The sequence below is a fragment of the Paraburkholderia sp. PAMB 6770 genome, assembly GCF_057748135.1.
Genome location: NZ_CM173239.1, coordinates 1,117,220 through 1,138,547, shown reverse-complemented (window position 1 = coordinate 1,138,547; position 21,328 = coordinate 1,117,220). Strand labels below are relative to the sequence as shown.

15 protein-coding genes are annotated in these 21,328 nt (G+C 67.0%); 3 read left to right on the top strand and 12 right to left on the bottom strand.

The window, feature by feature from the left end:
* Position 1: 1 nt before the first annotated feature.
* The 4 genes from AC3AP7_RS22490 to AC3AP7_RS22475 form a co-directional block, all read right to left on the bottom strand.
* Positions 2-2,065: an oxidoreductase gene (locus tag AC3AP7_RS22490; RefSeq protein WP_487364749.1), complete on the bottom strand. Its 2,064-nt coding sequence runs from the start codon at positions 2,063-2,065 to the stop codon at positions 2-4.
* A gap of 66 nt (positions 2,066-2,131) precedes the next feature.
* Entirely contained in the window at positions 2,132-2,665 is a 534-nt protein-coding gene (locus AC3AP7_RS22485) for a DUF5943 domain-containing protein (RefSeq protein WP_487364748.1), read from the bottom strand.
* A gap of 54 nt (positions 2,666-2,719) precedes the next feature.
* A complete protein-coding gene (locus tag AC3AP7_RS22480) occupies positions 2,720-3,691 on the bottom strand; it encodes a dipeptidase (protein ID WP_487364747.1) in 972 nt (323 codons plus the stop codon).
* 82 nt (positions 3,692-3,773) lie between these two features.
* Complete coding sequence (locus tag AC3AP7_RS22475) at positions 3,774-5,048, bottom strand: serine hydroxymethyltransferase (protein ID WP_487364746.1); 1,275 nt, start codon at positions 5,046-5,048, stop codon at positions 3,774-3,776.
* A 332-nt stretch (positions 5,049-5,380) separates the two neighbouring features.
* Here AC3AP7_RS22475 and AC3AP7_RS22470 point away from each other — a divergent pair, with 332 nt between their 5' ends.
* On the top strand, positions 5,381-6,511 hold the full coding sequence (locus AC3AP7_RS22470; RefSeq protein WP_487364745.1) for a GlxA family transcriptional regulator: 1,131 nt from the start codon (positions 5,381-5,383) through the stop codon (positions 6,509-6,511).
* A 193-nt stretch (positions 6,512-6,704) separates the two neighbouring features.
* Here the strand turns inward: AC3AP7_RS22470 and AC3AP7_RS22465 are convergent, their stop codons facing one another.
* Both AC3AP7_RS22465 and AC3AP7_RS22460 read right to left on the bottom strand, forming a co-directional pair.
* On the bottom strand, positions 6,705-8,966 hold the full coding sequence (locus AC3AP7_RS22465) for a CehA/McbA family metallohydrolase domain-containing protein (RefSeq protein ID WP_487364744.1): 2,262 nt from the start codon (positions 8,964-8,966) through the stop codon (positions 6,705-6,707).
* Positions 8,967-9,066: 100 nt separating this feature from the next.
* The gene (locus tag AC3AP7_RS22460; protein WP_487364743.1) at positions 9,067-10,002 is read right to left on the bottom strand and encodes a LysR family transcriptional regulator; all 936 of its coding nucleotides are present in this window, start codon (positions 10,000-10,002) and stop codon (positions 9,067-9,069) included.
* Between the two features lie 211 nt (positions 10,003-10,213).
* Here AC3AP7_RS22460 and AC3AP7_RS22455 point away from each other — a divergent pair, with 211 nt between their 5' ends.
* A complete protein-coding gene (locus AC3AP7_RS22455) occupies positions 10,214-10,996 on the top strand; it encodes an ABC transporter substrate-binding protein (RefSeq protein WP_487364978.1) in 783 nt (260 codons plus the stop codon).
* On the opposite strand, the gene AC3AP7_RS22450 is transcribed toward AC3AP7_RS22455, so the two are convergent.
* The gene (locus AC3AP7_RS22450) at positions 10,984-11,784 is read right to left on the bottom strand and encodes an EAL domain-containing protein (RefSeq protein WP_487364742.1); all 801 of its coding nucleotides are present in this window, start codon (positions 11,782-11,784) and stop codon (positions 10,984-10,986) included. The two genes, AC3AP7_RS22455 and AC3AP7_RS22450, sit on opposite strands and share 13 nt — an antisense overlap.
* Before the next feature lie 636 nt (positions 11,785-12,420).
* Between AC3AP7_RS22450 and AC3AP7_RS22445 the strand changes: the two genes are divergently transcribed.
* Entirely contained in the window at positions 12,421-14,952 is a 2,532-nt protein-coding gene (locus AC3AP7_RS22445) for an adenosylcobalamin-dependent ribonucleoside-diphosphate reductase (protein ID WP_487364741.1), read from the top strand.
* Positions 14,953-15,217: 265 nt separating this feature from the next.
* Here AC3AP7_RS22445 and AC3AP7_RS22440 read toward each other — a convergent pair whose 3' ends face one another.
* From AC3AP7_RS22440 to AC3AP7_RS22420, 5 genes are all read right to left on the bottom strand, one after another.
* Positions 15,218-16,471 (bottom strand): metal-dependent hydrolase family protein, encoded by a 1,254-nt coding sequence (locus tag AC3AP7_RS22440; protein ID WP_487364740.1) that lies wholly within the window; start codon positions 16,469-16,471, stop codon positions 15,218-15,220.
* A gap of 11 nt (positions 16,472-16,482) precedes the next feature.
* Complete coding sequence (locus tag AC3AP7_RS22435) at positions 16,483-17,799, bottom strand: MFS transporter (RefSeq protein ID WP_487364739.1); 1,317 nt, start codon at positions 17,797-17,799, stop codon at positions 16,483-16,485.
* Positions 17,800-17,922: 123 nt separating this feature from the next.
* Positions 17,923-18,834 carry a LysR substrate-binding domain-containing protein gene (locus tag AC3AP7_RS22430; RefSeq protein ID WP_487364738.1) on the bottom strand — a complete coding sequence of 304 codons (912 nt, stop codon included), beginning with the start codon at positions 18,832-18,834 and terminating at the stop codon, positions 17,923-17,925.
* A 104-nt stretch (positions 18,835-18,938) separates the two neighbouring features.
* Positions 18,939-20,564: an AAA family ATPase gene (locus AC3AP7_RS22425; RefSeq protein WP_487364737.1), complete on the bottom strand. Its 1,626-nt coding sequence runs from the start codon at positions 20,562-20,564 to the stop codon at positions 18,939-18,941.
* 61 nt (positions 20,565-20,625) lie between these two features.
* Positions 20,626-21,306, bottom strand: a complete 681-nt coding sequence (locus AC3AP7_RS22420) for an alpha/beta hydrolase (protein ID WP_487364736.1) — start codon at positions 21,304-21,306, stop codon at positions 20,626-20,628.
* Between the last annotated feature and the right edge of the window lie 22 nt (positions 21,307-21,328).

The following is a 21,328-nucleotide window of genomic DNA, read 5'->3' as shown; positions in this document are numbered from 1 at the left end:
GTTAGAAGTCCTTGCAAAGGCGCAGCGCATCGTAGATCGCGCCGTGGATGTTGTGCATCGAAATGCAGTCGCCGACGCGAAACAGCAGGAAGCGGCCGTCGCCGAGCGGCTCGGACAGACACGGCTGCGGCTCGGCCGCGAACAGCGTGTGCACGTCGACCTGGCCGCGGTTCACGGATTCCGGCTTCAGCGCCCAGTAGAGCGCGTCGTTCGGCGTACTGCCGTTTTCGATCACGACCTGGTCGACCACCCGCTCTTCGAGCTCCTCGGTGTACTCGTTGCGCAGCACCGCGATCTTCTTGCCGTCCTCTTCGTACACGCGGTCGAGCCAGTAGTTCGGCGTATGGATCACGCCCTGCGCGTACAGCCGCCGGTAGAAAATCGGGAACGTCGTGCCGCCGACGTCGTCGGCGACCTTCACGTCCGGCGTGACGATCTCGACCATCGAGCCGCGGCTCGCGATGAAATCCGCGACGCCCGCGCCCGCATGCGTGCTCACGCCGTCATAGACGAGCACGTTCTGCTTCGGCTCGACGCGACCGGCGAGCACGTCCCACGCGCTGACCGCGAGCCCCGCGTCGACGCCCCACGCGCTCACCTGGCCCGTGAAGCTCGACCCGCCGGTGGCGAGCACGACGATATCGGGCTTTTCCGCGAGAATCATCTTTTCGTCGGCCGCGACGCCGAGGCGCCGCTCGACGCCGAGCCGCTTCGTCTCCATGTCGAACCAGCGCACGATGCCGGCCATCTGCTCGCGCTGCGGCGCCTTCGCGGCCAGCATGATCTGCCCGCCGACCGCGTCGCTCTTCTCGAACAGCACGACGTCGTGACCGCGCGAGCGCGCGACGCGCGCCGCTTCGAGCCCCGCGGGCCCCGCGCCGACCACGACCACCTTGCGGCGCGGACCGCGCGTCTTCGCGATCACGTGCGGCATCGTCGCCTCGCGCGAGGTCGCCGCGTTCTGCACGCACAGCACGTCGAGGCCGTTGTACTGGCGGTCGATGCAGTAATTCGCGCCGACGCACTGCTTGATCTCGTCCTCGCGGCCGTCGCGGATCTTGATGACCATATGCGGGTCGGCGATCTGCGCGCGCGTCATGCCGACGAGGTCGACCATCCCGTTGGCGAGCAGCCGCTCGGCCTGACCGGCATCGCGGATGCTCTGCGCATGCATGACCGGCAGCTTGACCACCGACTTGATGCCGGCGGCCAGATGCACGAACGGCTCGGGGGGCAGCGCCATCGGCGGCATGCAGTTCGCGAGCGTGTTGTGCGTATCCGCGCCGGAGCCGATCACGCCGACGTAGTCGATCAGCCCGCTTTCGGCCATCGCCTGCGCGATCTCCTTCAGTTGCTCGTGATCGAGCCCGTCCTCGTGGAATTCGTCACCGCACATGCGCAGGCCGACGCAGAAGTCGCGCCCCACGGCCTCGCGCACCGCGCGCAGCACCTCGACGCCGAAGCGCAGGCGGTTTTCGAGGCTGCCGCCCCATTCGTCGGTGCGGAAGTTCGTGCGCGGGCTCCAGAACTGATCGATCAGATGCTGGTGCGCGGCCGAAATCTCGATGCCGTCCATCCCCGCCTGCTGCACGCGCTTCGCGGACGCCGCGAAATCGCCGATGATGCGGCGAATCTCCTCGACCTCGATGATCTTCGCGTTGCCGCGGTGCACCGGTTCGCGCACGCCCGACGGCGTCATCAGATGCGGCCAGTGCTCGCCGTGGAACGCCGAGCGGCGGCCCATGTGCGTCGCCTGGATCATGATCTTCGCGCCGTGCCGGTGCATCGCCTCGGCCAGCCGGCCGAGCGGATCGATCACGCGGTCGGTCGACAGGTTGACCGACTTCCACCAGCCCTGCGGGCTGTCGACCGACACCGGGCTCGATCCGCCGCACACGGCGAGGCCGACACCGCCCTTCGCCTTCTCTTCGTAATAGCGGATGTAGCGGTCGCCGGGCAGGCCGCCCGGTTCGGCATAGACCTCGGCGTGGGCCGTGCTGACGATGCGGTTGCGCAGCGTCAGCTGGTTCAGCGTCAGGGGTTTGAACAGATTCGGATAACGCATCGCAGCAGACCTCGGGCGGCGGGTTTCGGTTGACGCAAAAGCGGATGCTCGAACGGCAGGCGCGCTTCAGTGGGCGATCGGCGACACTTCGAACACGCAGTGCGCGTGGCGTTCTGCCGCGCACTGCACCTCTTTCGACTGCGCGCGCGGCGCGCCGCGGCCAGCCTCGGTCGTGTCGTTGACCCAGTCCATCGCACCGGCGAACCAGCCCGCGAACATGTAGCAGAGCTTGCCCTCCTTGCCCGGCTGGGCGAGCACGAACGACGAGTGATGCAGTTCGATGCGCGCGCGCGCGGCGGGCGCGTCGGCCGCGGCGATCCGGAACAGCCCCCAGCCGCGCTGCGACAGCCGCTTCAGGTAATGCTCGAAGACCGCCATGCCGGCGAGGCCATGCTGCTTCGCTTCCTTGTCGCACCAGTAGTACGCGGACTTGTAGCCGGCCTTGTAGAGAATCTCCGCGTACGCTTCGCGGCCGAGCGCTTCCTCGACGGCGACGTGGTTGTTCGTGAAGAAATGGCGCGGCACGTAGAGCATCGGCAGCGCGTCGGTGGTCCAGACGCCGGTGTCGGCATCGACGTCGATCGGCAGTTGCGGTTGCATGGCGGGTGACTCCGTGGATATCGGTGGGCTATCGTGTGGCGGGGCGCGGCAGGATCAGGCGCCCCAGACGTCGCGGAACACGCGCACCCAGTTCTCGCCCATGATCTTGCGGATGCGCGACGCCTTCCAGCCGGCACGCTCCATCGCCGCGGTCAGGTTCGGGAACTCGCCGATCGTGCGGATGCCTTCCGGGTTGATCACCTTGCCGAAGTTGGTCAGGCGGCGATAGCGGCCCTTGTCGTGCGTGATCCAGTCGAAGAAGTCGACCGTGTAGCCCTGCGTGAAGTCCGACCCGATGCCGACCGCGTCCTCGCCGATCACGTTCACCACGTAGTCGATGGCCTCGACGTAGTCCTCGACTGTCGCGTCGATGCCGCGCTTCAGGAACGGCGCGAACATCGTCACGCCGACGAAGCCGCCGGCATCGGCGATCTCGCGCAACTGCGCGTCGCTCTTGTTGCGCGGATGCTCCTTCAGGCCCGACGGCAGGCAGTGCGAGTAGCAGACCGGCTTCTTCGACGCCCTGATCGCTTCGGACGACGTGTTCGCGCCGACGTGCGACAGATCGACCATGATGCCGACGCGGTTCATCTCCGCGATCACCTCGTGGCCGAAGCCCGACAGGCCGCCGTCACGCTCGTAGCAGCCGGTGCCGACGAGGTTCTGCGTGTTGTAGCAAAGCTGCACGACGCGCACGCCCATGTCCGCGAAGGCCTCGACATAGCCGAGGTTGTCCTCGAACGCATGCGCGTTCTGGAAGCCGAGGATCACGCCGGTGCGGTTTTCCTTCTTCGCGCGCAGGATGTCGTCGGCCGTGCGCACCAGCGTGAGCAGCTCGCCGTTTTCGCGAATCTGCTTCTTCATCAGCGCGATGTTGTCGACGGTCTTCTCGAAGCTTTCCCACACGGACACCGTGCAGTTCGTCGCGGTGATCCCGCCCTTGCGCATGTCTTCGAACACCGTGCGGTCGAACTTCGAGATGTTCAGGCCGTCGATGATGATGCTGTTCTCGTGCAACGTGCTCATGCTGTGTGCTCCGTCTGGCTGGCGTAGGGGGGGCGCGGATGGACCGGCCGGTGAAGTCGGTGCAAGGCGTGGATGGCGCGCGTCAATAGACCGGAAAGCGCTCGCACAGCGCGAAGATCTCGCGCCGCACGCGCTGCTCGACGGCGGCGTCGCCCTCCGGCGACGCGCGCAGCGCGTCGAACACGTCGAGGATCAGCCGACCGATCGCGCGAAACTCGTCGACGCCGAAGCCGCGCGTCGTGCCCGCCGGCGTGCCGAGGCGGATGCCCGAGGTCACGGTGGGCTTCTCGGTGTCGAACGGAATGCCGTTCTTGTTGCAGGTGATGCCGGCGCGCTCCAGCGCCTGCTCGACCTGCGTGCCCTTCAGGCCCTTCGGACGCAGATCGACGAGCAGCAGATGGTTGTCGGTCCCGCCGGTGACGAGGTCCACGCCGCCCGCCTTCAGCACCTCGCCGAGCGCCTGGGCATTCGCGAGCACGCGGTCGATGTAGACGCGAAAGTCGTCCTGCAGCGCCTCGCCGAACGCAACGGCCTTGCCGGCGATCACGTGCATCAGCGGGCCGCCCTGCAGCCCCGGAAACACCGCCGAATTGATTTTCTTCGCCAGGTCCTCGTCGCGCGTGAGCACGAAACCGCCGCGCGGGCCGCGCAGCGTCTTGTGCGTGGTCGACGTGACGACGTGCGCGTGGTCGAGCGGATTCGCGTGGCGGCCTGCGGCGATCACGCCGGCGATGTGCGCCATGTCGACCATCAGCTTCGCGCCGACGCTGTCGGCGATCGCGCGAAAGCGTGCGAAATCGAGCGCGCGCGGATATGCGGAAAAGCCGGCAATGATCAGTGACGGCCTGTGCTGATGCGCGAGCGCCTCGACCTGCGCGTAATCGATGCGCAGCGTCTCGCGATCGACGCCGTACTGCACCGCGTTGAACCACTTGCCCGACAGCGCCGGCTTCGCGCCATGCGTCAGGTGGCCGCCCGCGTCGAGCGACATGCCGAGCACCGTGTCGCCGGGCTTCGCGAGCGCGAGCATCACCGCGCCGTTCGCCTGTGCGCCCGAGTGCGGCTGCACGTTCGCGAAGTCCGCCCCGAACAGCTGCTTCACGCGCTCGATGGCGAGCGACTCGATCTGGTCCGCGTACTCGCAGCCGCCGTAATAGCGCTTGCCGGGATAGCCTTCCGCGTACTTGTTCGTGAGCACCGAGCCCTGCGCTTCGAGCACCGCGCGCGACACGATGTTTTCGGACGCGATCAGCTCGACCTGCGACTGCTGCCGCTCGAGTTCCTTGAGAAGCGCGCTGCGTACCGGCGCATCGCGCTCGGCGAGGGACTGCGAAAAGAAGGGCGTAGGGTTCGGCATGAGGCGTCCATAAGGGTGGGAATGCGCAGAGGGCGAACGGACCGCAACCCGGCTGCAACCCTTGCCGCGCCGGCCGCCTCCCCTGCTGACGGCTCTATTCTTCTCCGCCGCCCTGCCCGTCAATTTACGAATTCAGACGCGTTCTTTGCCTTTTCCGCCATCGAGGTCCGTTTTGGACAAGTCGGCCGCGCTGCTGCGCCGCAGCGTCCGCACGTCCAGCGTGCGCGCGAAGCGCCTGAACGGTGCCTGTGGCGCGCCCGAACGGTGCCGGCGATGCCCGTGCGCGGTGCGCCCGGTCAGGCGTACCGCGCGGCGGGCCAGGGTTTAGCCGTATGGCACGCTTGTTGCGCTCATGCCCAGAATGTACAAGCCGTTCCCCCGACGGCCGAACTTTTATTAGAGCAGACGGAACCCCCACCATCATGTCGCCTGATCGCACCGCGTCACTGACCCACTTCGCGTTCATGCCCTTGCCGAACTTCACGATGATTGCGTTCTCGAACGCGGTCGAAGTGCTGCGGATGGCGAATTATCTGAGCGGTCAGGAGTTGTACCGGTGGTCGGTGATCACCCCCGACGGCGGACTCGTGAGCGCGAGCAACGGACTGGCGGTCGACACGACGCCGGCACAGCAGATCGCGCAGCCGGACATCGTGTTCGTGTGCGGCGGCGTCGACGTGCAGCGCTCGACCACGCCTGCGCATCTGAGCGAACTGCGCCGCTTCGCGCGCATGGGCGTGGTGCTCGGCAGCCTGTGCACCGGCACTTACGCGCTCGCGCGCTCGGGGCTGCTGGCGGGCTATGCGTGCGCGATCCACTGGGAAAACATGTCCGCGCTGAAAGAAGAGTTTCCGGACACGCGCTTCCTGAAAGAGCTGTTCGTGATCGACCGCGACCGCGTGACCTGCACGGGCGGCGTCGCGCCGCTCGACATGATGCTGAACCTGATCGCCGCGCGCGTGGGCACCGCGCGCGTCACGCAGATCGCCGAGCAGTTCATCGTCGAACACGTGCGCGATACGCATGCGCAGCAGCGCATGCCGCTCGTCGCGCGGCTCGGTTCGGCGAACAAGTCGCTGTTCGAAGTGATCGCGCTGATGGAGAACAACATCGAGGAGCCGCTGTCGCGCGAGGAACTCGCGCGCCTCGCCAACATGTCGCAGCGGCAGTTGCAGCGGCTGTTCCGCGAACACCTCGGCATGACGCCGACGCACTACTACCTGACGCTGCGGCTGCGCCGCGCGCGCGAACTGCTGCTGCAGACCGACATGTCGATCATGCATATCACGATGGCGTGCGGATTCCAGTCGGCCTGCCACTTCAGCAAGAGCTACCGCGATGCGTTCGGCACCGCGCCGACACGCGAGCGCCGCCGCCAGATCGCACCGCTCGCGGAGCGGATTGCGGAGGGGTTGCCGGTGACGGCCGGCGCGGCGTTGGCGGGGATGGCGATGGGCGTTTAGCGGGGGCGCGGGCGCGGGCGGCGACGCGATCGTTCAACGCCGGTCTGCGCAACGCGCATCGCACCGATGGGCCGAACCGTTGAACCGTTTCGCGATCACCCGGACACCGCCGGATACCCTGCCGACACCGCAATCCGACACGCCCGCATCGGCCCTCGCGACGATGGCGAAAAGCGCGATTGCTCGCCCCGCGCTAGCGGAACAGATAGATCGGACTCGACCACGCCTGATGCCCGTTTTCGAGCGTCACGCAGACATACACGGGCGTGTCGCCGTGCTCCGCGACGTCGATTTCGCGCGTCACGTCGAGCGTCGTCGCCGTATTGCGATCCGGCAGCCGGAACACGCTCAGCCGCTTGCCGAGCCCGCCTGCGTCGACGTGCAGCCCGTCCATGCCGATCTGCGCGAGCGGCGCCGTCAGCGACGCCTGCGCGGTGCGAATCGCGAGGCTCCCGTCCGCGTCGCTGCACGCGGGATCGAGCATCAGGTCGAAGCCCGCGAAGTTGCCCGTCGTCACCGACTCCCAGCTCACGCGTGCCGGGTGCTCCAGACGCGCGGACTTCTCCAGATGCCAGAAGTTGAACGGCACGACCGCATGCGCGGCCGCGCGCGCCAGCTCCAGCGAGCCGTCCCACTCGGTCATGCGCCCCCGGCCGCGCACTTCCGCGCCCTCCCACATCACCCGCAGCCGCGCGCCCAGACCGGACGCCGCATAAGGCCGGATCGTCTCGATCGTCTTTTTTCCCGCGCGCAGCTCGACCTTCAGGATCGGCGAATCCGCCGCGACCGAAAGGCTCACGCGCGCGCGCGTATCCGCGTCCACCCGGACGATGTCGCCCATGATCGCGTGCGATACCGGCTGCGACCCGGCCGCGCCGAGCGCGGGATCGTCGTCGAAGCGCTGCGCGGCGCCTTCGAAGTGCATCTCGACGGACAGGAACAGCCGCGCCCCCGTGGTGCCGAAGTGGTGCCGCGCGCGCACGGCGTCGAAGATCGCGCGGCGCGTCAGCGCCGGCATCAGCAGGCACGTGAGCCCGCCGTACGCACCGAATACCGACGCCCCCGGATGACTCGCGCCCGGGCGCCCCTTGTGGTCGTCCGAGTTGCACACGACGCCGACGCGGTAGCCGAGGTCGAACGCATCGTGCAGCAGCCATTCGAACGTGCCCCACGCCGAATGGATCTCGACCGAGCGCTCCAGCACGCCGTCGTGCGCGACGCCCAGATCCGCGTAGCGGCCGCCGATATGGGCAAATACAAAGCAGTCCTCACCGCTTTCGCGTAGCGCGCGAAACAGGTCGTCCGCATGATTGCAGTCGGTGGCGATGTCGCTCGTATCGTCCACCAGCGCATGCGAAGAGCGCCGGATTGCCGCGCCCTCGCGGTAGAAATTGACGTTGCGGTCGCCGCCGAGCCCCGTGACGCCGGACCACTCGTAGCCCGGAATCGTGACGAAGCGCCCTTCGTCGTTGAACTCGCGCGTGAGTGCGTTGAGTTCCGCCCAGAACGCGTTCGTGATCTGGAAGTCGTTGCCCTGATGACCGACGAAATCGACGAAGGCGCGGTCCCGCGCGAACGTGAAGTAATCGCGCGCGGAGTTCGTGCCGATCGTCTCTTCGCTCTGCGCGTGGAAGTCGCCCCAGAAATGCGCGTGATCCGGCGCCGCCTGCGCGCGGATCACGTTCGCGCAGCCCACCTGACGCCCGTCGGCGTCGTACAGATCGATGCCGATATCCCCTGCCTCGCTCGCGTACAGTCCGTCGATCCGCAGCGGATGCCGGTCGCTGTCGATGGCCACCTGCCCGGGCATGCCGCGCAGCGGCCCCCGTGCGACCAGACGCAGGCTGCCGTGGGTCGCGACGGTCGGGTTGCCGCACGCGTCCTCCGCCTTCAGCGCGAGCCGGAACGGCGCGCCGACCGCCACCAGCGTCGGGCCGATCGCGCTCCATCGGACCGGCTTGCCCGGCACGACCGCGATCGTCTTGCCGCCCGGCACGTCGGCATAGAGGTTGGTGCCGAACGGATTGGCCTGCACGCGCACCTCGAACGTCGGCTCCGCGCAGGTCTGGACCCGCATGCCCGCCGAGCCCTCGCTGCGGTCGCCGAGCGTCACCGTGATCGTGTCGCCCTCGCGCAGAAAGCGCCGGGCTACCTCGACGCGCAGCATCCTGTACCACGGACGCACGCCCGCGCTGCTCTCATAGACGACGCGCAGCACGGCCCCGTTCGAAGCATGCGCCGTCACGTAGTTCGGCGCGTTCGCGCGCTCCATCTGCGGCCGTCCGAAATCGGCCGCGAAACGCAGCAAGAGCCGGATGCCGCCCTGATCGTCAATGCCGAACTTGCCCGCCGTGTAGACCACCCGGATGGTCTGCATCGATCCCGCGAGCACCTCGTCCGGTGCATCGATGTGCACGCGGCCGATGTGATCCGGCGCATAGATTTCGCTGCTCATGTCTGTAGTTCCTCCGCCCGACGGCAAATGTGCTGGAGGAAGTATTCGCGGCCCGCCGCGGCCACGCAATAAACGCGAACGCGTATGCAATAACCTTGGGTTATCGGCTGTGCACGGCGAGCGTTTCGAGCAGCTTTGCTTCGCTGCGCACGGCCTCGACCACCTGCTGCACGAGCGGCGAGAAGCGGCACGCGGCGCGCCGCAGCAGCGCGATGTGCCGCGGCCAGCGCGCGCCGTCGCTTGGCACCTCGCGCAGGCGGTACTGCACGGCAAGCGGCTGGAACTGGGTGCTGCAGATCCCCAGCAGATCGGTGCTCGCGATCAGGTTGAACACGCTCGACGAGCCGGACACGTGCCGCTCGGACTGGACGCGCGGCGCCCCGAGCCCCTGTGCGTCGAACCATGCATCGACCTGCCGGCGAATCAGCACGCTGCGGCGCGGCAGCACCCACGCGTAGTCCGCGAGGGATGCGGGCGGCACGTGCCCGCTCGTCGGGTCCATTCGGGCGAGCACGGGATGGCCTTCACGGCAGACCACCCAGCTCGACTCCTCGAACAGCGTTTCCGCGGCGAGCGAGGCCGGCAGATCGTCCGGCAGCGGCGCGAGCGCGAAATCGATCTGGCCGGCTTCGAGCGATTCGATCAACTGGTCCGACAGTTCGACCCGCAGATGCAGACGCAATGCGGGGCGGCGCAGCAGCACGGTAGCGAATGCGCGGTCGATCAGCGGCTCGGTGGCCGGCGTCGCGCCGGCCTCGACGCCGGCCGCCGCGGCCGCATGCAATTCGCCGAGCCGGCGCAGCGACTCCTCATGCAGCGCGAGCAGCGCGCGCGCATCGTCGACGAACGCCTCGCCGTATGGCGTGAGCCGCATCCCTTTCGCGTTGCGCTCGAATAGCGGCACGTCGAGTTCCGCTTCGAGCCGGCGCAGCGACTTCGTCAACGCCGGCTGGCTGACGCCGGCCTCACTGGCCGCGCGGTGCATGAGCCCCGTATCGGCAATCGCGAGGAAATAGCGGATCTGTTCGAAATTCATCGTGGCGACGGGCATCCGGTCGAAAACGCCGGCCTCGCACTTGCCGGCTCGCTCGCATGATAACCGAAGGTTATCGGAATCACGGAATAGGTGTTTGCGCCCCCCTCGCGCGCTGCCGATACTGACGCCATGCATCCGTCCCCTGCGATCGCCGCCCGCCATCGCACCGGTGCGGATGGCCCTGCTCACCCGGTGTGGACTGGAGGAAAACATGAACAGGCTGTGGCGTGCCGTTGCCCTTCTCGCGCTCTCGTTTGCGGCGCTTCCCGCGTTGGCGAAAGACCCGCCGAGCCTCCGCTTCGCGACCGACGCCAGCTATCCGCCCTTCGAATCGAAGGCCCCCGACGGCGCGCTGGTCGGCTTCGATATCGATCTCGGCAACGAGATCTGCAAGCGGCTGCACGCGAAGTGCGTGTGGGTCGAAAATTCGTTCGACGGGATGATCCCCGGACTCGAAGCCAGGAAGTTCGATGCGATCCTGTCGTCGATGACGATCACGCCGGCCCGCGAAAAGCAGATCGCGTTTTCATCGAGGCTCTACAACACCGGCTCCCGTCTGATCGTGCGGACGGGCTCGGGGATCGTGCCGACGGTGCCGTCGCTTGCGGGAAAAACGGTGGGCGTCGAGCAAGGCACGATTCAGGAGGTCTATGCCCGAAAATACTGGGAGCCGCACGGCGTGCGGGTCGTCGCGTACCAGGACCAGCAGCAGGTGTACGCCGACCTGACCGACGGCCGGCTGGATGCGGTGCTGCAAAACCAGGTCCAGGCGTCGCTTGGATTTCTGAAGACGCCGCGCGGCAAGGGCTTCATGTTTGCCGGCGCCGCGCTCGACGATCCGCAGGTGCTCGGCAAGGGAACGGCCATCGGGCTGCGCAAGGACGACGTCGCGCTGAAGGCCGCGATCGACGGGGCGATTGCCGCGATGCTTGCCGACGGCACCTATCAGCAGATCGCCCGGAAGTATTTCGATTTCAATATTTACGGCGATTGAGCGAAGGCGGCGCCGCGCAGGTCGCCCGCCACCGCGGACACCGGCAGCGCCGCGAGCCGCTCCGTGATTGCGCGGACCGCCGCGCGCGGCACCTCGGGCAACGCCCCGGTAGCGGGCCGCGCGAACACGAAGCCCTGCATCAGATCGATGTTCGCGCCGCTCAATGCAGCGACGCCGTCGAGCGTTTCCACCCCTTCGGCGACGAGCCGCATGCCGAGCCGGTCGCCGCCCGCGCAGATGCCGAACATCAGTGCCTGCCGGTCGGAGTCGGTCTCGATCTTCTGCACGAGGTTCATGTCGACCTTCACAATGTCGGGCCGCAGTTCGAGCAGCGTATTCAGCCCGTTGAATCCCGTTCCGAAGTCATCGAGCGCAAGCCGCAGCCCGGCCGTGCGGTGCCGGTCAATACAGGTGCGCAAGGGCCGGTAGTCCGTCACCGGTTCGCGCTCGGTCAGCTCGATAATTATCCGGTCGAGCGGAAATCCGGCTTCCCGCGCAGCCTCGACCGTCGCGTCGAGGCCATAGGCGCGATGGCACAGCGCGCCCGGCAGGATATTCAGCGAAAGATTCGCGCGCAGCCCGCACTCGACCGCGTCGCGAAGCGCCCGCGTGCGGCAGCGAAAATCGAATGCGTACAGCGCCTCCGATGCGTGCGAGCACAACAGTTCGACCGGCACGCGTCCCTGTGCGTCCCGCGCGAGCGCTTCGTAACCGTAGGTGACGATCGCCTCCCGGGTGACGCTGACAATCGGCTGAAAAGCCGTATATAGCGGCGTATCTTCGCTCATCGGTCGAACAGGGTTCATCCAGCGGTAAGGGTAGGCCAACGTTGCATGCGTCCGTCTCCGGAGACTCGCACCGGACGAAGGCCGTTGTCGCAGGCGTATTCGCTTGCGTGCACAACAAAGCGGCAACCCCGCGCGGCGCTTCGCCAGGCCGGCGGGTTCATCAATGATGTCGACAATCGTACAGCATGTCTTGAACATTTTTTTGTCGCGTCGCTTACAGACTGTTTAAAGTCGCATTGCTTATCGGAATAACGCATTTTTAGCCGCATTCCTGCGGATAAATATGCAGAATTTCCGCCGTCTGAGCAAGAAACAATACACGATCAGGCAATCATTCCCCGCTCTCATACCTCGCATTCGCAGAATGATGTTTAGTCGAATGACCTAAACATGACACGATTTCCATGACGAATTTCCCGATTCGACGGCGCCGCACGGTGCGGCATTTAAAATTAATTCGCTTAACTAATTTTAAAATAAAGAAATACCCCGCAGACATCGGCCGGACCGGGACGGTGGCGCCTGTGCGCGATCGCCTGCCGCGCGATTGCAGTTGCGCCGCACCTGGGTTAAGGTAAATCCCTCTCCACCAGCGGCGCCGCCGTCCGGCGTGCGGCGCCTCCAGGGGTCGGGATCATGGCAGAAGACAACGCTGAAACCCGGGCAGGCGCGCCCGCCGCACCGCCGGTCGTACCGCAGCAATTCTCGGTCGACGTGCTGCTCGAAAAATACGCGAAAGGCGACGAGCAGACCATCGACGACGTGTACCGCCGCGTCGCGCGCGGCGTCGCGACGGCCGAACCCGACGCGCTGCGCGCCGAGGTCGAGGCGCGCTTCGTCGAGAACCTGCGGCGCGGCGCGCTCGGCGCCGGACGCATCATGAGCGCGGCGGGCACGGGCATTGCCGCTACGCTGATCAACTGCTTCGTGCAGCCGGTCGGCGACGCGATCCAGGGCGTCGACGAAGACGGACTGCCCGGCATCTACGTCGCGCTGCTGCAGGCGGCCGAAACGATGCGGCGCGGCGGCGGCGTCGGCTACAACTTCTCGGCGATCCGCCCCAAGGGCGCGCGCGTGCGCACCACGAGTTCGTCCGCATCGGGCCCGTGCAGTTACATGGACGTGTTCGACGCGTCGTGCCGCACGGTCGAAAGCGCGGGCTCGCGGCGCGGCGCGCAGATGGCCGTGCTCGACTGCACCCATCCGGACCTGCTCGAATTCATCGAGGCGAAGCACTCGAAGGGCCGCTGGAACAACTTCAACGTGTCCGTCGCAGTCACCGACGCGTTCATGCACGCGGTCGAGCAGAACCTGCCGTGGCAGCTCGTGCATCGCGCGGAGCCCTCGCCCGCGCTGCGCGCCGCACACGACCTGCGCCGGCGCGAAGACGGCCTGTGGGTCTACAGCGAACTGCCGGCCCAGGCGATCTGGAGCCGCATCATGCGCTCGACTTACGACATCGCGGAGCCCGGTGTCGTGTTCATCTCCCGGATGAACGAGGACAACAACCTGCGCGCGGTCGAAACGATTCGCGCGACCAATCCGTGCGGCGAACAGCCGCTGCCGGCCTATGGCTGCTGCAATCTCGGGCCGCTGAATCTCACGCGCTTCGTCGTCAATCCGTTCGGGCGGCCTGCCGGCCAGGCCTCGTTCGACTGGGACACGCTCGCGCAGTGCACGCGCACCCAGGTGCGCTTCCTTGACGACGTGCTCGACGTCACGCTGTGGCCGCTGCCGCAGCAATACGACGAGTCGCGCGCGAAGCGGCGCATCGGTGTCGGCTTCACCGGGCTCGGCGATGCGCTCGTCATGCTCGGCCTGCGCTACGACTCGCCCGAAGGCCGCGCGCTGGCCGCGCGGATCGCCGAACTGATGCGCGACGAAGCGTATCGTGCGTCCGCTGCGCTCGCGCGCGAGCGCGGTGCGTTCCCGCTATTCGACGCGCAGCGCTACCTCGAAGACGGCACGTTCGCATCGCGGCTGCCGGACGACATCAAGGAGGCCATCCGCCGCGACGGGATCCGCAACAGCCACCTGCTGTCGATCGCGCCGACCGGCACCGTGAGCCTCGCGTTCGCGGACAACGCGTCGAACGGCATCGAACCCGCGTTCTCGTGGACCTACACGCGGATGAAGGTGATGGCCGACGGCAGCCGCGCGTCGTTCGCGGTCGAGGACTACGCGTACCGGCTGTATCGCGAGCGGGGGGGCGACGTCGGCGCCCTGCCGCCCGCATTCGTGAGCGCGCTCGAAATGTCCGCGCGCGATCATCTGGACATGATGGCGGCCGTGCAGCCGTTCATCGACACGTCGATCTCGAAGACCGTCAATGTGCCCGCCGACTACCCGTTCGACGCGTTCGAAAGCCTTTACTTCGACGCATGGAAACATGGGCTGAAGGGACTCGCGACCTATCGGCCGAACGACACGCTCGGTGCGGTGCTGAGCGTGTCGCCGACGCCGCCCGGCGACACGCTCGCCGAGGCCGACCTCGACCCGCTGCGGATTGCGATCGACCATCGCCCGAGGGGCGAACTGCCCGCCATCATCGAGAAGGTCGAGTATCTGACCCAGGCAGGCAAGAAATCGCTGTACGTCGCCGTGTCGTTCATGGAAGTCTCCGGCCGGCTCGGCGGCGAGGACGTGACGATCGAACGCCCGATTGAATTCTTCATTCCCGCCGGTCAGCGCGACGAATCGCAGCAGTGGATCACCGCGCAGATGCGCTCGCTGTCACTCGCGGCGCGCGGCGGCTTCGTCGCGCGCAATCTGCAGGATCTGCGCAAGGTGTCGTGGGACCGCGGACAGGTCAGACTGGGCGAGGTGCAGCGGCTCGACGGCCATCGCTCGCCGCGCTGGCACGACTCCGAGGTCGCGGCGCTCGCGTATGCGATCCAGCAGATTCTTCATCGGCGCGGCTTTCTCGATGCGGACGGCAACCAGGTGCCGTCGCGCGTGCTCGCGCGCCGCGCGCCCGGCAAACCGTCCGCGCCGCCGCCAACCGTTGTGTCCGCAACGGCCGACGCGCCGCCCGACGACGCGGCCGGGCTCTATCGGTTGCGCACGATGCTCGGCCGCAAGTGCGAAACGTGCGGCGCAAACGCGGTGATCCGCAAGGACGGCTGCGATTTCTGCACCGCGTGTGGGGAAGTCGGCGCATGCGGGTAGGGTAAGCGCGGGGTTTCCGCCGCCGCGTCCGGCGCGGCCGCTTCACGGGAATGCAGTGCCGATGGGTCGAAGGTCCGCTCGAATGACATTTCTCAGGTTCAGCATGTTGTGATGTCGGCACTGCAGACGGAAAGCCTAACGACACAGACTTACGCAATTCTTACTTCACCCCCTCACCGCCCGATCCCGCGAAGCCGCGGGCACCGCCGGAACGCAGGTTCGCGCAGCAATACCAGTCTGGCGCGGCCATCGCGCGCCGCACGCTTCAGCGGTGCCTCGCTGTCGCACCCGAGCGCGCCTTCACCACGTTTCCTCGCTGCAACACATACTCGACGCGCTCGCCCTCTCCCGACACCACGCCGATATCGTCGAGCGGATTGCCGTCCAGCACGACCAGGTCGGCAAGCGCACCCGTTGCGACCACACCGAGTTGCCCCGCCATGTTGACGATCTCCGCGGCCACCGTCGTCGCGGACCTGAGCGCTTCCAGATTCCCCAGCACCTCCGCGCGAATCCTGAACTCGCCGCATTGAAACGCATGCATGTCGCCGAGCAGATCGGACCCGAAACCCATTCGGACACCGGCCCTGGCATAGATCTCCAGCGACTCTCGCCCCTTCTGCTGAACCGCCGCCACCTTCGCGAGCGACGCCGGCGGCAACCCGAACTGCGCACCGTGCCTCGCGAGCGCGTCGTACGTGACGAGCGTCGGCACCGCGAACGCACCCCGCTCCTGCATGAGCCGGGCCGCCGCCTCGTCGACAAGATTGCCGTGCTCGATCGTGCGGACGCCGCACCGCACCGCGCGCGCGATCGCCCGCGCCGTGTACGCATGCGCCATCACGTAGGTATTGGCGGCCTCGGCCTCTGCGACGATCGCCCGTATTTCGTCTTCCGAGTATTGCGTATTGGCGACCGGATCGGTCGGCGACGCAACGCCGCCCGATGCCATGATCTTGATCTGCGTTGCGCCTTTCTGAATCTCTTCACGCGCGGCGAGCCGTACGCCTTCGACGCCGTCCACCACCCGTGCAATCGCCCCGGTCCGAAAGCAGCACGAGCACGGCTCCAGCACGTCGCCGCGCGGGCGAAAATCCCCATGCCCGCCGGTCTGCGACAATGCCTTCCCCGACGGAAAAATTCGCGGCCCGGAAACCAGTCCGGTTTCGATCGCCTGCATCAGACTCCAGTCGGCTCCGCCCGCGTCCCGCACGCTCGTGAATCCACGCGCGAGCATCGCGTCGAGAATCGGCAGCGAACGGATCACCGCAAGAATATTCGGCTGCGCCGCATTGGCGCCGAGATTCGCATTCGCGGCCAGCACATGCACGTGGCAGTCGATGAATCCCGGCATCACGGTCTTGCCGCGCACGTCGACCACCCGCGCATCCGGCACGTCCACCGGCCGGTCCGTCACGTCGGCAATCCGCTCGCCGTCGATCACGACATGATGATGTTCGAGCAACACGCCCCGTTCGAGGTCGAGCACGTTGCCGCCCTGGAGCACGGTCACTGTCATGACAGGAGTCCTTATCGAATGGTTGATGCGCCGGGCCGGCCATCTTTCACGAACCGGGTCCCGGCGAGGCTGATCGCCGCCGCGCCGATCACATAGAATGCGGGCGCCATGTTGCTGCCCGTGCGGGCGATGAGCCACGTGATCAGGAGCGGCGCGAAGCCGCCAAAGATCGTCACCGCGAGGTTATACGCGACCGACAGGCCGGTCGACAGCACCCGGGTCGGGAACAGTTCGGCGAACGCCGCGAGAATCGGACCGGTATAGACGGCGATCAGCACGCCGAACACGGCCTGGAACACGAGCAGCGACGCGAGCCCCGGCGCGACGTTGATCCATGCGAACATCGGCCATGCCAGCACGAGAATCGCCAACGCCGCGCCCGACAGGAACATGCGGCGCCCCCACGCGTCGGCCAGCCAGCCGACGACCGGCGCGCAGCACATGATCATCAGGCCGCCGACCATGCCGGCCGCGAACCCCGTCGATTGCGGCAGATGCAGCGTGCGCACCGAATACGTAGGCATGTAGAAGAGCAGGACGTACGTACAGACGGTCCACAGAATGACCATTGAAAAGCTCGCGAAGGTCTCGCGCGGGAACGTGGACAGCACCTCCTTCAGCGGCGAACGCGCTTTCGCCTGCGCTTCGACGGCGCTGAACGCGGGCGTCTCGTCGATATGGCTGCGGATGAAGTAGCCGATCGGTCCGACCAGGATGCCGAGCAGGAACGGCAGACGCCAGCCCCAGCTTTGCAGCGCCTGCGCGTCGAGCGACGTCGTGACGAACGTGCCGGTTGCCGCGCCGAGCAGCACCGCGAAGCCGATGCTCGACTGGATCCAGCTTGAGTAATACGCGCGCTTTCCGGGCGGCGCATATTCGGTGAGGAAGGCCGTTGCACCGCCCATCTCGCCGCCGGCGGAAAAGCCTTGCAGCAGCCGCGCGATCACGATCAGCAGCGGCGCGGCGATGCCGGCCTGCTCGTAGGTCGGCGCGAGTCCGATCAGCGCGGTGCCGAGCGCCATCAACAGGATCGTCAGCGACAGCGCCGCTTTGCGCCCGGCCTTGTCCGCATAGACGCCGAGCACGATGCCGCCGACCGGCCGCATCACGAAGCCGACGCCGAATGTCGCGACCGTCAGCAGCACGGACGTCAGCTCGTTGCCAGTCGGAAAGAACAGCTTCGCGATGATCACGGCAAAGAAGCTGTAGACCGTGAAGTCGAACCATTCGAGACCGTTGCCGATCACGGTCGCGACGATCGCACGGCGGCGCTGCTGCGCCACCGCATCGACGGACGGCGCGGCGCGCGGGGAAAGCGTTCCTTGCATGGTCTCCTCCTTTTCCGGAAGACGGGGCAGCCGCCCCGTGTTGACTCAATGCTAAGGACAACCTGATTTTTTTCTGAAGCGAAAGATTCGCATGCACGCATGCGCCGCACGCATGCCATGCGCTCAGGATGCGATCTGCCGCTCCACCTGCTCGGACAGCCAGCGCGAGAAGCGGCGCGCGGCCTGGTTCTGCGCGCGATCGTCGGGCGCGATCAGGTAATAGCCGCCGCCGTGACTGGCGCTTGCCCGCGTCACCCGGACGAGCTGGCCGGCGTCGATGCACGCGTCGATCATGTAGCGCCAGCCGAGCGCGACGCCCTGGCCGAGGATCGCCATCTGCAGCAGCTGCGGATAGTGATTGATCGTGATGTCCCGCGGCTGCGCGTGACGCCGGTCGACCTCGTTCATGTCGAACCATTCCGACCACGACATCCACTGGCGCTGCCCGTCTTCGAGGCGCAGCAGCGTTTCGTGCGCGAGATCCGCCGCGCCGAGCGTGCGGCCGCCGAGATAGCCGGGCGTGCAGACGGGAAACACCTCCTCGTCGAACAGGCGCCGCGCCGTGTACCCCGCCGGCGCCTGCTGGCGCACATAGTAGATGCCGACGTCGAACTCCGCCGGCGACATCGACGCGAGCGCGTCGCGCACGATCAGGCGCAGCTTGATGTCCGGGTAAGCGGCGCGAAAGTCCGGCAGCCGCGGCGTGAGCCACAGCATGGCGACGCCGGACGAACACGCGATCGTCAGTTCGAGGTCGCCATAGGGTTTCATCACGTCATGCGTGGCTTGCGCGCAGTGCGTGAGCAGACGATGCACTTGCGCCGCATATTGCTCGCCCGCGATCGTCAGCCGCAGCGCGCGGTGTTCGCGCACGAACAGCGACCGGCCGAGGAAGGTCTCGAGCTGCTGGATTTGCCGGCTGATCGCGCTTTGCGTCAGGTGCAGTTCGGCGGCGGCGCGCGTGAAGCTGGCGTGCCGCACGGCGGCTTCGAACGCGACGAGGCACTGGAGCGGCGGCAAAGGAGTGATGCGCATGGCGGACATACTGGTCGATTTCGCTGCCGACATGATACGGGTAGCGCGAAAGGACCCGAAGCCCGCTGACGCAGACCGACGCTATTTTTGCTCCGGCGCGCCCCTCACCGCCCGATGCGGCGAAACTGCGCGCACAGCCGGAACACCGGTTCGGACAGCGGCACCTGTTTCGCGCGGCCATAACGCACCGCGAGCTTCAACAGTTCCTTGATGTCGCGTCCGCTCGCGTGCGGGAACGCGCCGACGAGCGTGCCGATCAGCGCCTCGGAGAGCGGCGCGCCGAACTGCGCGGCCAGCAGCGTCCATAGCCGCGTCGCGTCGCCCGGGGACGGTGTCGCGTAACGCACCGTCGCAATGCAGCGCGACAGGATCGCGTCGTCGACATCGCCGACCCGGTTGGTCGTCATGAACAGCAGCCCGCTGAAATACTCGAGCGTGCGCAGAAACTCGGCGACGATCGCATTGTGTTCGAGATCGTTGTCGCGCTGGCGAATGTACACGTCGGCCTCGTCGAGCAGCACGATCGCGCCCCAGCGCATCGCGCGCCGCAGGATCCCCGAGAGCGCCGCGCCGACCGACGCGGCGGTGGTGCCGAGCTGCCCCGAATGCACGCGGTACAGCGGCTTGCCGACCACCTCCGCGTAGACCTCGGCGGTCAGCGTCTTGCCGAGCCCCGGCGCCCCTTCGCACAGGATCGTCGTGCCGCCCGACTTGCCCGCGACGAAGTCCTGCGCGTGGGCCTGCATGTCCGACGTGAGCATGTCGATCAGGTCGCGGTCCGCATCCGGCAGCACCAGCTTGTCGCGCAGTTCGGGCCGGTACGGATACTCGCTGAGGTTGCGCACGTGCGCCCAGACACTCCGGTGCCAGTCGAGATGAAACAGGTTCACGTAGCCGTGCAGCGGAATGCTGTCGAAGCCCTGCGCGATGCCCGCGCTACGCCAGAAGTCCGCGTCGTGGTTCAGCTCGAAGCGGCGGCCGAGCGTCTCCTCGTCGTTCACGCAGCGCGCGGCGACGCCGTCGCCAAGCCGGACCGCTTCGGTCGCACCGTTCTCACCGACCGTGAATACCGCGCGCCCGACGAGAAACTGCGCGCCGAAACGCCGCTGCATCTGCAAGAAGCGCTGCGCGTGCTCATCGTACTCGCGGCGGAATTCCGCGCACTCCTTGTAGAAGCCGAACTGCGCGAGCAGCTCGGGGATCGTGCGGCCCGCGATGTCATGCCGGTAAAGCACGAGCGAGGTCGTCATGCCCGAGCGGCGCGTCGCGGGATCGGTCAGATCCGCATTGGCCGATTGCATCGTGTTCGCCAGCATGTCGACGATCACGTATGACATGCCCTGGTCCGGCTCGATGTGGCGCATGCGGTACACGAGCCACGGCAGCAGCACGCCGTCGCGGCCGCTGCGGTACAGCCAGCCGTCGATCGCATCGCGCGCGAGGTAGGCGACGAGACCCGGCACCAGCTGGTCGAGCGACGGTATCTCGCGCGCCTGCGGCGCGCGGCGCACGTTGTCGAACGCGAGCATCTGGAACAGCAGCGTATGCTCGCCGTGCGAGCGACACAGCCAGTACAGCGAATTCAGCGATCCGGTATCGAACAGCCGGCTCGCGACGACGGTGCGGCCGTGATGCAGCCCCTGTTCGTTCAGCCGCCTTGCAAGCGGCGAAGCGGCGTCGATCATCGCCAGCAGCGGCCGGATCAGTGCTTCGGGTATGTCAAAGTCCATCCGCGATTCCCGTTCCTCGTCTATTTCATTCGGACTGCATACTTATGTTCCACGCGGTGCGTCACGCGAGAAAGAAATCGATCGCCATCGCCGCGATGGCGGGCTGGATCGCATGCGGGCCATTGAATTCGACGTAGCGCACGTCGTAGCCCGCTGCTTCGAGCGTGGCTGCGTTCGCGCGGCCACTCGTTCCGATCGGCAACTGCTCGTCGGCAAGCCCGTGCGCAATGAAGATCTTCGGCGTACCGTGCTGCATGAACACCGACATGAAGCCGCCGGAAAACGCGATCACGTGGCTCGCGATATCGCCGTTCGTCACGCCGATCGACAGCGCGTAGCTCGCGCCATCGGAGAAGCCCGCGAAGCCGAGCCGCGCGCGATCGATCCGGAAGCGCGACGTCACCTCGACCAGCGCCTGCTGCAGGCGTTCGAGATCGGGACCGTTGCCGCCGATCACGAGATCCCAGGTCGGATAGACCGAATGCGGCGCGAGGATCAGAAACCCGTGACGCCGCGCGTGCGCTTCGACATGCGGCAGGACTTTCTCGGGGAAGCCGCCGGCTCCATGAAACATCACGAGCAGCGGGACAGGCGCGTGCGGATCCAGCGTGTCCGGCACGTACAGCAGCGCATCGCGCTGCGCCGACAGGCCAAGCCGGTGCTGGCCGGGCGGCAGCGCGGCGCGGGCCGGCTCCGCATGCGCGAAGGACAGCCGGCCGAACAGCGACGGGTCGAGTTGCACGGGGCGAGTCCGGCCGTGAGCG

Excerpts from the sequence above, each read along its gene's own strand:
- AC3AP7_RS22490 (WP_487364749.1), bottom strand. The coding sequence starts at position 2,065 with ATGCGTTATCCGAATCTGTTCAAACCCCTGACGCTGAACCAGCTGACG.
- AC3AP7_RS22485 (WP_487364748.1), bottom strand. The coding sequence starts at position 2,665 with ATGCAACCGCAACTGCCGATCGACGTCGATGCCGACACCGGCGTCTGG.
- AC3AP7_RS22480 (WP_487364747.1), bottom strand. The coding sequence starts at position 3,691 with ATGAGCACGTTGCACGAGAACAGCATCATCATCGACGGCCTGAACATC.
- AC3AP7_RS22475 (WP_487364746.1), bottom strand. The coding sequence starts at position 5,048 with ATGCCGAACCCTACGCCCTTCTTTTCGCAGTCCCTCGCCGAGCGCGAT.
- AC3AP7_RS22470 (WP_487364745.1), top strand. The coding sequence starts at position 5,381 with ATGGCACGCTTGTTGCGCTCATGCCCAGAATGTACAAGCCGTTCCCCC.
- AC3AP7_RS22465 (WP_487364744.1), bottom strand. The coding sequence starts at position 8,966 with ATGAGCAGCGAAATCTATGCGCCGGATCACATCGGCCGCGTGCACATC.
- AC3AP7_RS22460 (WP_487364743.1), bottom strand. The coding sequence starts at position 10,002 with ATGAATTTCGAACAGATCCGCTATTTCCTCGCGATTGCCGATACGGGG.
- AC3AP7_RS22455 (WP_487364978.1), top strand. The coding sequence starts at position 10,214 with ATGAACAGGCTGTGGCGTGCCGTTGCCCTTCTCGCGCTCTCGTTTGCG.
- AC3AP7_RS22450 (WP_487364742.1), bottom strand. The coding sequence starts at position 11,784 with ATGAGCGAAGATACGCCGCTATATACGGCTTTTCAGCCGATTGTCAGC.
- AC3AP7_RS22445 (WP_487364741.1), top strand. The coding sequence starts at position 12,421 with ATGGCAGAAGACAACGCTGAAACCCGGGCAGGCGCGCCCGCCGCACCG.
- AC3AP7_RS22440 (WP_487364740.1), bottom strand. The coding sequence starts at position 16,471 with ATGACAGTGACCGTGCTCCAGGGCGGCAACGTGCTCGACCTCGAACGG.
- AC3AP7_RS22435 (WP_487364739.1), bottom strand. The coding sequence starts at position 17,799 with ATGCAAGGAACGCTTTCCCCGCGCGCCGCGCCGTCCGTCGATGCGGTG.
- AC3AP7_RS22430 (WP_487364738.1), bottom strand. The coding sequence starts at position 18,834 with ATGCGCATCACTCCTTTGCCGCCGCTCCAGTGCCTCGTCGCGTTCGAA.
- AC3AP7_RS22425 (WP_487364737.1), bottom strand. The coding sequence starts at position 20,564 with ATGGACTTTGACATACCCGAAGCACTGATCCGGCCGCTGCTGGCGATG.